Annotated in this window: 12 protein-coding genes; 9 read left to right on the forward strand and 3 right to left on the reverse strand. The window is 64.4% G+C overall.

Annotated features, from left to right (window positions below; translation table 11 throughout):
- Positions 1–95 precede the first annotated feature (95 nt).
- The 4 genes from ACQR3T_RS06020 (at position 96) to zwf (ending at position 4,333) form a co-directional block, all read left to right on the forward strand.
- Positions 96–1,454 carry an OFA family MFS transporter gene (locus tag ACQR3T_RS06020; protein ID WP_428693070.1) on the forward strand — a complete coding sequence of 453 codons (1,359 nt, stop codon included), beginning with the start codon at positions 96–98 and terminating at the stop codon, positions 1,452–1,454.
- Entirely contained in the window at positions 1,451–1,567 is a 117-nt protein-coding gene (locus tag ACQR3T_RS06025; RefSeq protein ID WP_420030340.1) for an MFS transporter small subunit, read from the forward strand. The genes ACQR3T_RS06020 and ACQR3T_RS06025 overlap by 4 nt, the downstream gene beginning before the upstream one ends.
- A gap of 35 nt (positions 1,568–1,602) precedes the next feature.
- On the forward strand, positions 1,603–2,811 hold the full coding sequence (locus tag ACQR3T_RS06030; RefSeq protein WP_428692766.1) for a winged helix-turn-helix domain-containing protein: 1,209 nt from the start codon (positions 1,603–1,605) through the stop codon (positions 2,809–2,811).
- Positions 2,812–2,878: 67 nt separating this feature from the next.
- The gene (gene zwf / locus ACQR3T_RS06035) at positions 2,879–4,333 is read left to right on the forward strand and encodes a glucose-6-phosphate dehydrogenase (RefSeq protein ID WP_428692767.1); all 1,455 of its coding nucleotides are present in this window, start codon (positions 2,879–2,881) and stop codon (positions 4,331–4,333) included.
- Positions 4,334–4,339: 6 nt separating this feature from the next.
- Here zwf and ACQR3T_RS06040 read toward each other — a convergent pair whose 3' ends face one another.
- Positions 4,340–4,813: a hypothetical protein gene (locus ACQR3T_RS06040; RefSeq protein ID WP_032377138.1), complete on the reverse strand. Its 474-nt coding sequence runs from the start codon at positions 4,811–4,813 to the stop codon at positions 4,340–4,342.
- Positions 4,814–4,953: 140 nt separating this feature from the next.
- On the opposite strand from ACQR3T_RS06040, the gene thyX reads away from it, so the two are divergent.
- The 3 genes from thyX to ACQR3T_RS06055 all read left to right on the forward strand — a co-directional run bounded on the left by thyX (position 4,954) and on the right by ACQR3T_RS06055 (position 8,575).
- The gene (thyX, locus tag ACQR3T_RS06045) at positions 4,954–5,706 is read left to right on the forward strand and encodes an FAD-dependent thymidylate synthase (protein WP_032377139.1); all 753 of its coding nucleotides are present in this window, start codon (positions 4,954–4,956) and stop codon (positions 5,704–5,706) included.
- Between the two features lie 101 nt (positions 5,707–5,807).
- Positions 5,808–6,716: a 4-hydroxy-tetrahydrodipicolinate synthase gene (gene dapA, locus ACQR3T_RS06050; protein WP_428692768.1), complete on the forward strand. Its 909-nt coding sequence runs from the start codon at positions 5,808–5,810 to the stop codon at positions 6,714–6,716.
- Positions 6,717–6,823: 107 nt separating this feature from the next.
- Positions 6,824–8,575: a ribonuclease J gene (locus tag ACQR3T_RS06055; RefSeq protein WP_032377141.1), complete on the forward strand. Its 1,752-nt coding sequence runs from the start codon at positions 6,824–6,826 to the stop codon at positions 8,573–8,575.
- Positions 8,576–8,597: 22 nt separating this feature from the next.
- Here the strand turns inward: ACQR3T_RS06055 and ACQR3T_RS06060 are convergent, their stop codons facing one another.
- Positions 8,598–9,377: a sulfite exporter TauE/SafE family protein gene (locus ACQR3T_RS06060; protein ID WP_428692769.1), complete on the reverse strand. Its 780-nt coding sequence runs from the start codon at positions 9,375–9,377 to the stop codon at positions 8,598–8,600.
- Positions 9,378–9,456: 79 nt separating this feature from the next.
- Here ACQR3T_RS06060 and ACQR3T_RS06065 point away from each other — a divergent pair, with 79 nt between their 5' ends.
- Positions 9,457–10,080, forward strand: a complete 624-nt coding sequence (locus ACQR3T_RS06065) for a TIGR03085 family metal-binding protein (protein WP_155293062.1) — start codon at positions 9,457–9,459, stop codon at positions 10,078–10,080.
- A gap of 70 nt (positions 10,081–10,150) precedes the next feature.
- The gene (locus ACQR3T_RS06070) at positions 10,151–12,835 is read left to right on the forward strand and encodes a DNA translocase FtsK (protein WP_428692770.1); all 2,685 of its coding nucleotides are present in this window, start codon (positions 10,151–10,153) and stop codon (positions 12,833–12,835) included.
- A gap of 83 nt (positions 12,836–12,918) precedes the next feature.
- Here ACQR3T_RS06070 and ACQR3T_RS06075 read toward each other — a convergent pair whose 3' ends face one another.
- A complete protein-coding gene (locus ACQR3T_RS06075; RefSeq protein WP_032377145.1) occupies positions 12,919–13,203 on the reverse strand; it encodes a YciI family protein in 285 nt (94 codons plus the stop codon).
- Positions 13,204–13,240: the final 37 nt, after the last annotated feature.

Below are 13,240 nucleotides of genomic sequence, written 5' to 3' on the forward strand. Positions count from 1 at the left end.
GATTGTGAGCAGGCAGGGCGGTGCCCGTGTTTGACTGCAGGGGATAGTTGATATTTGTACCGCTCTCGATACCAAGGGATTTCGATGACCCTCCCATTCTCGACCGCTCCAGAATCGTTGCTACGCCCGAGTGGAGTCGCTGGTTGATACCGCCGGCAGCACTGTCGATCCACCTCGCGATCGGGTCTGCGTACGCATGGAGCGTGTTCAAGAACGCCATCTCACAGCCCGACGCCCTGGGGCTCAGCGGAACCGTCACCGCTATTCCGTTCCAGCTCGCCATTGTGATGCTCGGCCTGTCTGCCGCGATCTTCGGGACCAGAGTGGAGAAGAACGGTCCCCGCTGGGCGATGGCCGTCTCTCTGGTCTTTTTCGTATCCGGACTGCTCATCTCCGCACTCGGCATGGCACTCGGCCAGTTCTGGCTGGTGATATTCGGTTACGGGTTCGTCGGCGGTATCGGCCTCGGAATCGGATACATCTCGCCCGTGTCGACGCTGATGAAGTGGTTCCCGGACAGGCCGGGAATGGCCACCGGTATCGCCATCATGGGCTTCGGCGGCGGTGCACTCATCGCGTCACCCCTCACCAGCCAACTGATGGTGAACTTCGGCGGCTTCACCGATGGTTCGATAGCCAAGACGTTCCTGACGCTCGGCGTCGGGTACGCGGTGTTCATGGCGCTGGGGGTCGTTCTCATTCGAGTGCCGGCCGAAGGATGGACACCGGCCGGATGGACGCCGCCGGCGTCGTCGGCGATGATTTCCACGCACAACGTGTCGGCCGCGAACGCCGTCAAGACTCCGCAGTTCTGGTTGTTGTGGGTTGTGCTGTGTTTCAACGTCACTGCCGGTATCGGAATCCTCGAGCGAGGCTCGGGTATCTATCAGGACTTCTTTCCCGACGCCACCTCGCCGGAGTCTCTGGCTGCTGCGGCAGCCGGTTTTGTTGCCTTCCTCTCGTTGACGAACATGATCGGACGGTTCGTCTGGTCGTCGGTCTCCGACGCGGTGGGCCGCAAGAACATCTACCGGATGTACTTGGGCGTCGGCGCGTTGCTCTACCTGTACATCGCACTGTTCACCAATACGAACAAGATCCTCTTCATGGTGTCGGCACTGCTGATCCTGTCGTTCTACGGCGCTGGATTCGCAACCGTTCCGGCCTACCTCAAGGACCTGTTCGGCACGTACCAGGTGGGCGCAATCCACGGACGACTGCTCACCGCATGGTCGGTGGCAGGTGTTCTCGGGCCATTGATCGTCAACGCCATCGCCGACGCCGGAGAGTCGGGAACCACCGGCCGGTACCTCCCGGCCTTCTACGTGATGATCGGATTGTTGGTCGTCGGGTTCCTGGCGAACGAAGCCATCAAACCGGTGGCGTCGAAATTCCACGAATCCGATCCGGCTGCGCCCGCCGATTCGACGACCTCGACAGGAGCCAAGGCATGACCACCGCGCGAATGCAGGGAACGATGGTGATCGCATGGCTGTGGGTGTCCGTGCCGTTCGCCTACGGACTGTACGAGCTGATCCTCAAAGCGAAGAATCTCTTCAGCACCTGACGCACCGTGTCGGTGGGTCGTGACAGGGTGGCCCGATGCGAGACATGAGCGCTGCGATGGCGCGACGCACTGCTTTGGCCGCCCAGGGGCTGGCTTCGCGTCGTAGCAGGAGCGCCCCGGCCGGCCGAGCGTCAGTACACGCCGCGATCGACGCCACCGGGTTGTTGCAGATCGACTCGGTGTCGGTGGTGGTGCGCGCGCATTACGCGCCGGTGTTCAGCCGCGTCGGCGCCTACGACAGAAAGATCGTCGACGACGCCGCGTGGACCGACACCACCCGACGCCCCAGGCGGTTGGTCGAGTACTGGGCGCATGAGGCAGCTTTGCTGCCGGTGGAGGACTGGCCGCTGATGCGGTGGCGCATGGAGTTGTATCGACACGGTCGATGGGGCGGAGCCGCCCGCATTCTCGACCGTGAACCGACGTTGGTGGACGATGTTCTCGCCGTGATCGGAGAGCACGGCGCGGCCAGCGCGGGTGAAATAGAGAAGCATCTGGACGTCGAGAAGCCCGGGCGAAAAGGTCCCTGGTGGGATCGAAGCGACGTCAAGGTCGTCTGTGAGCAACTCTTCGCTGCCGGCGTGGTGAGCGTGCCTGCACGTTCCGGGTTCGTTCGGCAGTACGAACTCAGTGAACGGGTGCTTCCCGAAGCCGTGCTGCACAGGCGCGTCGAAGAGTCCGATGCGGTGCGGGCGCTGATCGAAAAGTCTTCTTGCGCACTGGGAATCGGTACCGAGCCGGACCTGCGAGATTACTATCGGCTCTCCCAGAAACAGTCCAAGGCCGCTATCGCCGACCTGGTCGAGGACGGCGTTCTCGAGCAGGTGTCGGTCCGAGGGTGGAATGCGCCGGCCTACATGCATCGAGACGCCAGAACACCGCGAACCGCAACCGCGGCCGCCCTGTTGTGCCCGTTCGATCCGATGATCTTCTTCAGGCCTCGGGTGGAGCGGATCTTCGGGTTCCACTACCGCATCGAGATCTATACCCCGCAGCACAAGCGGATTCACGGCTACTACGTTTTTCCCTTCTTGCTCGACGGCCAGTTGGTGGCGCGCGTCGACCTGAAGGCGGTGCGAGCGCAATCCGAACTGCACGTCATTGCGGCCTACGTCGAGGGGGACCGCGACGCCCGCGACATTGCTCCACGACTGCGGGACGTTCTCCGGGAGATGGCCGACTGGCTCGAACTCGAACGAGTAGTGGTGGGGGAGCGCGGCGACCTCGTGGCAGCGTTGCGCTGAATTCTGCCGAAGTGCCCTGAATTCTTCCGAAGTGCACGTCGGCAGGATCGGTGCCACTATTTCCACTGTGACTTCGCGCCGGACAGATACCGCCTCCGAACTTCCACCCCAGGTCGTCGTGCTGTTCGGGGCGACAGGAGACCTGGCCAAGCGAAAACTCCTGTCCGGAATGATGCACCTGGCATTGTCCGATCTCGCGCCGAACATCCGCGTCGTCGGCACATCGCTCGAAGAGATGTCGACCGACGAATTCCGCGCTCTCGCTCGCGAATCGATCAACACCTACTCGAGTCGCAAAGTGGGCGACGAGCAATGGAGTCGTTTCGCCTCGCGACTGACCTACGTATCGCAGAAGGCAGGACCGGCGGCGCTGGGAGAGGCTGTGGCCGAGGCCGAGATCGAACTGGGAGGAAGCGTCAAACGCCTGCACTACCTGTCTGTTCCACCGAGAGCTGCACTCGCAGTGGTCGATACGCTCGCGTCGGCAGATCTGGTGAAGCGTTCCCGGATCATCATGGAGAAGCCGTTCGGCACCGACCTCGAGAGCGCGATCGCCTTGAATGCACGGGTGCACGAAACGTTCGACGAGGACCAGATCTTCCGGATCGATCACTTTCTCGGGAAGGAACCGGCGCAGAACATCCTGGCGTTTCGTTTCGCCAACGGGTTGTTCGAGCCGATCTGGAACCGCAACTTCATCGATCACGTGCAGATCGACATCCCGGAGAAGCTCGCCCTCGACGGTCGAGCAGGGTTCTACGAGTCCACCGGCGCGTACAAGGACATGGTGGTCACCCATCTGTTCCAGGTGCTGGCCTTCATGGCGATGGAACCGCCGACGGCACTCGAGCCCCGCGCGATCAGTGAAGAGAAGAACAAAGTCTTCCGATCGATGGTGCCGCTGGACCCGAAAAACGTTGTGAGAGGGCAGTATACGGGATATCGATCGGAGGAAGGCGTGGCGCCCGATTCCGACACCGACACCTTCGTGGCACTCGAATGCGAAATCGACAACTGGCGCTGGGCCGGTGTGCCGTTCTACCTCCGTAGCGGGAAACGTCTCGCCGAAGGCCAACGCATCATCTCGATAGCGTTCCGCGAGCCACCGAAGAGCATGTTCCCTGCTGGGTCCGGGGTCGGCGCTCAAGGCCCGGATCATCTGACCTTCGACCTGGCGGACGCATCCAAGGTCTCGCTGTCGTTCTACGGCAAGCGGCCCGGGCCCGGGATGCGCCTGGACAAACTCAGCATGCAGTTCGCCATTCACGAAACCGAACGCGTCGGCGACGTACTCGAGGCCTACGAGCGGTTGATCCTCGACGCCATGTACGGAGACCACACGCTCTTCACCACTGCCGAGGGCATCGAACGACTGTGGCAGGTATCGGAGCCGCTGCTGGCTGATCCGCCTCCGGTGCGCCTGTACTCACCGGGATCCTGGGGCCCCAACGCAATTCATCAACTCATCGCGCCACACGCTTGGCGGCTCCCGTTCGAGCGGGAGTGGCGCGAGAAGAAGTAGCGCCCCTCAGTTGTTCCAGCCGCGATCCTTGCGCATCTGATCACGCAGAGCGCCCTGAACCGCTTGCGACAACCACGAATTGAGAGATACACCGCTGTTGTTGGCGGCATCCTCGGCGCGTTCCTTGATCTGTTCGACCAGCCGAAGCGTCACTCGTCGTACTTCGCCGGAGACGTCGTCCATCGTCGGGTAGTCCTCGGCTTCGGGTGCGTCGGTTACGCCCATGTCCACAATCGGGATGTCGCGTCGTACATCGGCGTGCGCCCGGGGCCCGTCGAGGCGGACCGTGACGGTGTGACCGTCCACCTCGTTCGACACCTCGGCCGCGAAATCCGACAGCGCGGTGAGCAGCATCAATCTGGCCGAGGCCTCCGCGGTCTTTCCGAGTGCCTCCGCCGTCTGCCGGGTGTGTTCGTCTCCCAGGGCGGCAGCCGCAAGAAGATCGGTGCGTAGCGACTCGGTGTACTTGTCCAATTCCATGACGCCAGTGTGGCGTCATAATTGACGTCAGTCAAGGCGCTACGGTGGCGTCGTTCGATCCGTGATGACGTCACGCGTCGCCGAATGCGGTGGTCCGCACTTAGTGTTGTGCGGTGTCATCAGAAATCGAACGTAGAGCGGTGCCCCGAACGGTCGCGCTGAAAGTGCAACTCGTTGCTCGGACCGAATTCGTCCCCCCGGCCGACATCCCGTGGGACACCGACGCCGACGGCGGACAGGCTCTGGTCGAGTTCGCCGGACGTGCGTGCTACCAAAGTTGGTCCAAACCCAATCCCCGGACCGCCACCAATGCGTCGTATCTGCGCCATCTGCTCGACGTGGGGCACCTCTCGGTGCTCGAGCACGCGAGCGTGAGCTTCTACATCACCGGTATCTCTCGGTCGTGCACACACGAGCTCATTCGCCACCGGCACTTCTCCTACTCGCAGCTCTCGCAGCGTTTCGTTCCCGAGCACGACGCCAATGTCGTTCTGCCGCCCGCGATCGAGGGGGACCCCGAGCTCGAAGCACTGTTCGCGACCGCGACGGAGGCCAGTCGCGCGGCGTACACCGAGCTGCTCGGTGCCCTGGAGGGCAAGTTGGAGTCGGTCACCAATGCCGCGTTGCGCGGCAAGCAGGCGCGGCAGGCAGCGAGATCGGTACTGCCGAACGCGACCGAGACACGCGTGGTGGTGAGCGGAAATTACCGCGCATGGCGTCATTTCGTGTCGATGCGTGCCTCGGAGCATGCGGACGTCGAAATTCGCCGCGTCGCCGTCGAATGTCTGCGTAAGCTCGTGTCAGTGGCTCCGGACGTGTTCGGCGACTTCGAGATCTCGACGTTGCCGGACGGTACGGAAGTGGCCCGCAGCCCGTTCGTGACCGAGGTGTAGCGGCAAGGTTCGGATCGGGTCGGAACCGGGTACACCCGCCTGGGTGTCAGCGGGGAGTCCCGCTGCGCGAGAGTGGGCAAAGCACCGGGTAATCTGCTGCCATGACCTACGGTGACGCCGCTCCTTCCGTTGCGCCTGTGTTCGGTACGGTGCTCACCGCCATGGTGACCCCGTTCACGGCGGACGGTAAGTTGGATATCGACGCAGGCGTTCGGCTGGCACTTCACCTCGTCGAGCAAGGCAACGATGGACTGGTTCTGGCCGGCACGACGGGCGAATCGCCCACCACCACCGAGAACGAGAAGCTCGAGCTGTTGCGCGCCGTGATCGCCGCGGTGGGTCATCGAGCTCGCATCATCGCTGGAGCCGGGAGCAACGACACAGCGCACAGTGTGGAATTGGCGCGCGATGCCGCTCGTGCGGGTGCGCACGGTCTCCTCGTCGTCACCCCGTATTACTCGCGGCCTCCTCAGGCCGGGTTGTACGCCCACTTCACCGCGGTCGCGAACGCAACCGACCTGCCCGTGATGCTCTACGACATCCCTCCCCGCTCCGTCGTGCCCATCGAGACCGAGACATTGCGCCGACTCGCCGAGCACCCCAGGATTCTCGCGGTCAAGGACGCCAAGGGAGATCTGAACGCAGGCGCGGAACTGATCGCCTCGACAGGCCTGCAGTTCTATTCCGGCGACGATCCACTGAACCTTCCCTGGCTCTCGGTCGGGGCGACGGGCTTCGTCAGTGTCATCGGCCACCTCGTTCCCGCTCGCCTCCGCGAACTGCACACCGCCTTCATGATGGGTGACATCGCGCGGGCGCAGGCGATCAACGTCAGCCTCATTCCGGTCATTCGCTCGGTCGCACGCCTCGGCGGCGTCAGCGCCTCGAAGGCCGGCCTCCGCCTCATCGGAATCGATGTCGGCGAACCACGACTTCCCCAGGTGCCACCGAGCATCGATCACATCGAATTGCTCGCAGCAGAGCTGCGGGCGGCAGGAGTTCTTGTATGACACGACCTAACCGATCGCGCGGACGCGCAACCCGAAACGCCGGACCGCCGTCCGAGCGGCCGGCCCCCACACAGGGCCGTCCGTCAGGTGCCCGGCAGGGCAAGCCGATGGTGCAGAACTCGGCGCGCACTCAGCGTCCCGACACGCGCCGCGAGTTCGATCCGACGCAACGCCTCGGAACTCCGCCCAAGGCACCGTTCAAGGGCCTGCGTGTGGTTGCGCTCGGTGGCATCGGCGAAATCGGTCGCAACATGACGGTGTTCGAGCACCAGGGCAAGATGCTGATCATCGACTGCGGCGTGCTCTTTCCCGAGGACCAGCAGCCGGGTGTCGACCTAATCCTGCCCGATTTCCGGCACATCGAGAACCGCATGGCCGACGTCGAGGCAGTAGTTCTGACGCACGGTCACGAGGACCACATCGGAGCTGTCCCGTTCCTGCTTCGTCTGCGCCCTGACCTGCCCGTCGTCGGATCCAAGTTCACCCTCGCGCTCGTCGCGGCCAAGTGCCGTGAGCATCGGCTGCGTCCGAACCTCGTCGAGGTCATCGAGGGTCAGCACACGCAGCACGGCCCGTTCGACTGCGAGTACTTCGCGGTGAACCACTCGATTCCCGATGCGCTTGCCATTGCCATCAGGACCGATGCCGGTCTGGTGCTGCACACGGGTGACATCAAGCTCGATCAGCTGCCGCTCGACGGGCGCCTGACCGACCTGGCCGGCTTCTCGCGGCTCGGCGACGAGGGCGTCGACCTGTTTCTGGTCGACTCCACCAACGCCGAGGTGCCCGGATTCGTCACCCCGGAACGTGAGATCGGCGGCGTACTCGACACCGTCATCGGCAAGGCGAAGCAGCGCGTCATCGTCGCGTCGTTCGCCAGTCACGTGCACCGCATCCAGCAGGTCATCGACGTCGCCGAGCGGTACAACCGTCGCGTCGCGTTCGTCGGACGCTCGATGGTCCGCAACATGCAGATCGCCCAGGATCTGGGCTATCTGCGGGTGCCCGACGGTCTCGAGGTCAATGTCGACACTGCCGCAACGCTTCCCGACGATCGGTTGGTGCTCATCTCCACCGGCTCGCAGGGCGAGCCGCTGTCGGCACTGTCCCGGATGGCTCGGGGCGAGCACCGTCAGATCAACGTCAAGGCCAACGATCTCGTGGTACTGGCGTCCTCGCTCATCCCCGGCAACGAGAACTCGGTGTTCGCTGTGGTCAACGGCCTCGCCAAGCGTGGCGCCACCGTCGTGACGCAGCAGAATGCGAAGGTTCACGTCTCGGGCCACGCCTCGGCGGGTGAGCTGCTGTACCTCTACAACGCGGTACGGCCCACCAATGCCATGCCGGTGCACGGCGAGTGGCGTCATCTACGCGCCAATGCGGCGCTGGCCAAGGCGACGGGTGTACCCGAGGACCGCGTGGTGCTGGCCGAGGACGGCGTGGTGGTCGACATGGTCGACGGGCTCGCCGAGATCGTCGGGCAGGTTCCGGTCGGTCACGTGTACGTCGACGGCCTGTCGGTCGGTGACGTCGGCGATTCGACGCTGTCGGATCGTCTCGTACTGGGCGAGGGCGGCTTCATCGCGATCAGTGTTGCCGTCGATTCGGCCACCGGCCGTGCGGTGACCGCACCCGAGGTGTCCGGTCGCGGCTTCTCCGACGATCCGGCCGCACTCAAGGAAGCCGGTCAACTCGTCGAGTCGGAGTTGCAGCGTCTGGCGTCCGACGGCGTGTCCGATACGCACCGCATCGCGCAGGCAGTGCGCCGAGTCGTCGGTCGGTGGGTAGCGGACAAGTACCGGCGCAAGCCGATGATCGTTCCGACGATCATCGCGGTCAAGCCGCAAACGCAGTCCTAGGGAGCAAACGCAGTCCTAGGGATCAGACGAGCAGTCGCCATACGCCGATGAGGCCGAGGACGACGATGGCACCGCGTAGGGCCGCCGGCGACAGCCGGCGGCCGTACCGGGCTCCGACGGCACCGCCGATCAGCGATCCCACGGCGATCAGACCGGCGGCCTGCCAACTGATGTCGTCGAATCGAAAAATCGTGAACGCAACTGCGGCAACGATGTTCACCACGAGCGACAGCAAGTTCTTGGCTGCATTCATCCGCTGCATCGTCTCGGGGAGCAAGGCTCCCATAACGCCGATGAGCAGAATTCCCTGTGCTGCAGTGAAATAGCCGCCGTAGATGCCGACCAGCAGAGTGCCGATGGTGACCAGAGCCATTCGGCCGCGACCGATCTGGTTCGCCGCCTTACCCGCAGCCTCCGATCGCCGTTTGGCCCAGGCTTGGATTTTCGGTTGTGCGACAACGAGAATCAACGCACCGATGAGCAGAACCGGAACCACAGAGGCGAATACTTTTTCCGGTAGGTGCAGCAGCAGCCATGCTCCACCGAGCGCTCCGACGAAAGATGCGGGCAATTGCCAGCGCAGTCGATGCCACTGTCCGCGTAGTTCTCGGCGATACCCCCACGTCCCCGAGACGCTTCCCGCCACCAATCCGATGGCGTTGGACATCGTGGCGACCACCGGGGGATACCCGAACGCGACCAGCGTCGGAAACGTGATCAACGTTCCGGAACCGACGACGGCGTTGATCGCACCGGCACCGAGGCCGGCGAGCAGGATGACGAGAATTTCCGATACCGGCACTGTTGGGAGGTTACCCAGACAAAGGATGGGATCCCGCGGCAGGATGCCGCTGGTTCCGTCTGGCCGTAGCCTGGAGCGCGTGAGCCTTGCCCAGGACGAACGTTCCCAACTTGTTCAGACCCTTCTCGACGTGGGTCCCGACGCGCCGACGCTGTGCGGTGAGTGGACTGCGGCCGATCTGGCCGCCCACCTCGTCGTCCGCGAACGAAGGCTCGACGCGTCGCCGGGAATCCTCCTGCCGCCGCTCGCCGGATACACCGAGCGGGTTCAGCGTTCCGTCGCGAATCGACCGTTCGCGGCCGTGGTCGAGGACGTTCGCACCGGACCGCCGATGTGGTCGCCGTTCGCTCTGCTGGATCCGCTGATCAACCTCGGCGAGATGTTCGTTCACCACGAGGATCTGCGCCGTGCCACCGGGAGTTGGACGCGACGAGTACTGCCGGTCGCGGTGGAGAAGCGACTGTGGCCGCAGGTTCGGTTCATCGGACGAGCAGGGCACCGCTCGGCGACGATTCCGGTGCATGCTCGCACTCCGGACGGCCGTGCTGCCACGTTCAAGGGTGGCTCCGGCACCGGTGTGACCGTGGTGGGGGAGCCGTCCGAACTGCTTCTCTACGCGTTCGGCCGAGACCAGCTGGAGGTCGAGTTCGAGGGTTCGGCGGGCGACATCGCTGCGGTGAAAGCGCTCGATCTGAGCTTCTGACGCACATCCTGTCCGCTGTTACTGGTGTTGCGGATGGTTTCGACGGGGCTGTTGCGACTAGCCTGGGTGCATGGCAGGAAAGACCAGCACCTCCACCGCCAGGGCCGGATCCAGCGGATCCGGGTCTTCGCGCGCGTCCGGCACGGCTCGTAAGTCCGGCACCGGTCGCACAGCACGCACCGTCACGACGCCGAAGAAGCCCACCGCGCCGCGCAACCCGGCGACCACTCGGGCGAGCGCGTCGTCTCGCGGCAAGGGACCTGCGAGAGGAACAGCGTCACGGCGTCCGCCCACCAAGAAGAAGTCACGCGGTGCGCTCGACGCGATCGGCCGCGGAATCGCGTCCACATGGTCGATGGCGGCACGAGGTGTCGGTGCCACGACCAGGACGGTCGGTAAGGCCGCCGACATCGAGCACGGACACCGTCGGGACGGAATCGCTCTCGGGCTGATTGCCGTCAGCGTCGTTGTTGCCGCGAGTGTGTGGTTCAGTGCCGGGGGACCCGTCGGTGAATGGATCGAGGTGGGTATCCGCGCCGTCATCGGTGAGGCCGGTTATGTTGCGCCCGTTCTCGGCATCGGCATCGCGGTCGTTCTGATGCGGTCCGAACCCCGTCCCGAGGTGCGGCCTCGGCTGGTTCTGGGCTCGATTCTTCTCGGCCTCCCGATCCTCGGCCTGTGGCACATGGCCGCTGGCTCGCCGACCGACGCCGCAGGCCGGTCCGAGGGTGCGGGCTTCGTCGGGTACGTGGCGGGCGGTCCGATCGCCGACGGCCTCACCGTCTGGTTGGCCGTGCCTCTGCTTCTGCTTGCCGGCCTGTTCGGAGTGCTGCTGCTCACCGGTACCACCGTGCGCGACGTACCGGACCGCATGCGTGCGCTGTTCGGCACCGACAGTCGGGGCGACGAATACGAGGACTACGACCCGGCCGACTTCGGGTCCGAATTCGGAGACGAGGGCTACGGCGACTACGACTCCAACTTCGATGCCGACGGCTATCCGGTCCACGGCGGCGCTGACCCGTACGACAACTATCCGACCGAGGAGTACATCCCGGTCGCGAAGCCCCCGCGCGCCCGTAAGACCCCGGCCCCGGAGGCCGCCACCGAGGTCATCGCGCCTGCGGCTGCCGCAGTGCCGGTACCCGACGCGCCTCCCGATCCTGCGCGGCCGAAGCCCAAGCCGATCGTCAAGGCGGCCGAACCGAAGCAGGCAGCCGAGGACGACAAGATCGTCGTCGATCGCGTCGTCGATGGGGATTACACGCTGCCGTCGTTGTCGCTGCTCATCGACGGCGACCCGCCCAAGACGCGGAGCCAGGCCAACGACGCCATGATCGAGGCGATATCCGAGGTCCTCGAGCAGTTCAAGATCGACGCCGCGGTCACCGGATTCACCCGGGGCCCGACGGTCACCCGCTACGAAGTCGAACTCGGACCGGGTGTGAAGGTCGAGAAGATCACCGCGCTCGCCCGCAACATCGCGTACGCGGTCGCGACCGACAACGTACGTCTGCTCGCACCGATCCCCGGCAAGTCCGCGGTCGGTATCGAGGTACCGAACTCGGACCGTGAGATGGTGCGACTGGCCGACGTGCTGACCGCGCCGTCGACGCGCAAGGATCACCATCCGCTGGTGATCGGACTCGGTAAGGACATCGAGGGCGACTTCGTCAGTGCCAACCTCGCGAAGATGCCTCACTTGCTGGTGGCCGGATCCACCGGTTCCGGTAAGTCGAGCTTCGTGAACTCGATGCTGGTGTCGTTGCTCGCGCGGGCCACGCCGGACGAGGTTCGGATGATCCTGATCGACCCGAAGATGGTGGAGCTGACGCCGTACGAGGGCATTCCGCACCTCATCACCCCGATCATCACGCAGCCCAAGAAAGCTGCCGCAGCGCTGGCCTGGCTCGTCGAGGAGATGGAGCAGCGCTACCAGGACATGCAGATCAACAAGGTCCGGCACATCGACGACTTCAACAAGAAGGTCCGTTCGGGCGAGATCACCGCACCCCTGGGCAGTGAACGCGTCTACCGGCCTTACCCGTACATCCTCGCGATCGTCGACGAGCTCGCCGACCTGATGATGACCGCCCCGCGCGACGTCGAGGAAGCGATCGTGCGGATCACGCAGAAGGCCCGCGCCGCCGGTATCCACTTGGTGCTCGCCACCCAGCGGCCCTCGGTCGACGTCGTGACCGGTCTGATCAAGACGAACGTCCCGTCGCGTCTTGCCTTCGCGACATCGTCGTTGACGGACTCCCGAGTCATCCTGGATCAACCGGGTGCCGAGAAGCTGATCGGTATGGGCGACGCACTGTTCCTGCCGATGGGTGCGGGCAAGCCGACACGTCTGCAGGGTGCGTTCATCACCGACGAGGAAATCGCGGCGGTCGTCGACTTCGCCAAGAACCAGGCCGAGCCGGAGTACAACGACACCGTCACCGCAGCGAAGGTCTCGGACAAGAAGGATGTCGACCCCGATATCGGCGACGACCTCGACGTGCTGTTGCAGGCGGTCGAACTCGTCGTGACCAGCCAGTTCGGTTCGACGTCGATGCTGCAGCGCAAACTACGCGTCGGTTTTGCCAAGGCCGGGCGCTTGATGGACCTGATGGAGAACCGCGGAGTGGTAGGACCGAGCGAGGGATCGAAGGCTCGCGAAGTGCTCGTCAAACCGGACGAGCTCGACGGTCTGCTGTGGTCGATCAAGGGTGGCGACCCGGACGAGCAGCCGGCTTCGGACGAGTTCTGACCCTCCCCGTTCGCGTGAATGAACCACTGCAGCCGTCTCGGCAGTGCAATGGTTCATTCACGCGAACCGGGTGAGCGGGGCGATCAGGACGTGAAGGTGCCCATCACCGGAGTCCATTCGTCGAACGTTGCCGACTCGATGAGGTTCTCGATCGCGAACGGATCCTGCGCGAAGAGTGTTTCGACGGTCGCGGCGTCCGGCCCCTCGACCAGCAGCAGTGCCCCGCTGCCGTCGGCGTAAGGGCCACTAGAGACCAGCGTCTTCTGCTCGAGCAGTTCGGCCAGCCAGGCACGGTGGGCTGCGCGATGGGTGTCGCGGCCGTCCGTGGTGGTGGGGGAGTAGGTGTAGCTGACGGCGATGAGGGGCATTGCGCTCTCTTCCGGATTCGGGGGTTGTCCGAAGAAT

The organism is Rhodococcus sp. IEGM1428, from assembly GCF_050321865.1.
GTDB lineage: Bacteria > Actinomycetota > Actinomycetes > Mycobacteriales > Mycobacteriaceae > Rhodococcoides.

Coding starts and splice junctions, on each gene's coding strand:
- ACQR3T_RS06055 (WP_032377141.1), top strand. CDS start 6,824: ATGGTGCAGAACTCGGCGCGCACTCAGCGTCCCGACACGCGCCGCGAG.
- ACQR3T_RS06030 (WP_428692766.1), top strand. CDS start 1,603: ATGCGAGACATGAGCGCTGCGATGGCGCGACGCACTGCTTTGGCCGCC.
- ACQR3T_RS06040 (WP_032377138.1), bottom strand. CDS start 4,813: ATGGAATTGGACAAGTACACCGAGTCGCTACGCACCGATCTTCTTGCG.
- ACQR3T_RS06070 (WP_428692770.1), top strand. CDS start 10,151: ATGGCAGGAAAGACCAGCACCTCCACCGCCAGGGCCGGATCCAGCGGA.
- ACQR3T_RS06075 (WP_032377145.1), bottom strand. CDS start 13,203: ATGCCCCTCATCGCCGTCAGCTACACCTACTCCCCCACCACCACGGAC.
- ACQR3T_RS06025 (WP_420030340.1), top strand. CDS start 1,451: ATGACCACCGCGCGAATGCAGGGAACGATGGTGATCGCATGGCTGTGG.
- dapA (WP_428692768.1), top strand. CDS start 5,808: ATGACCTACGGTGACGCCGCTCCTTCCGTTGCGCCTGTGTTCGGTACG.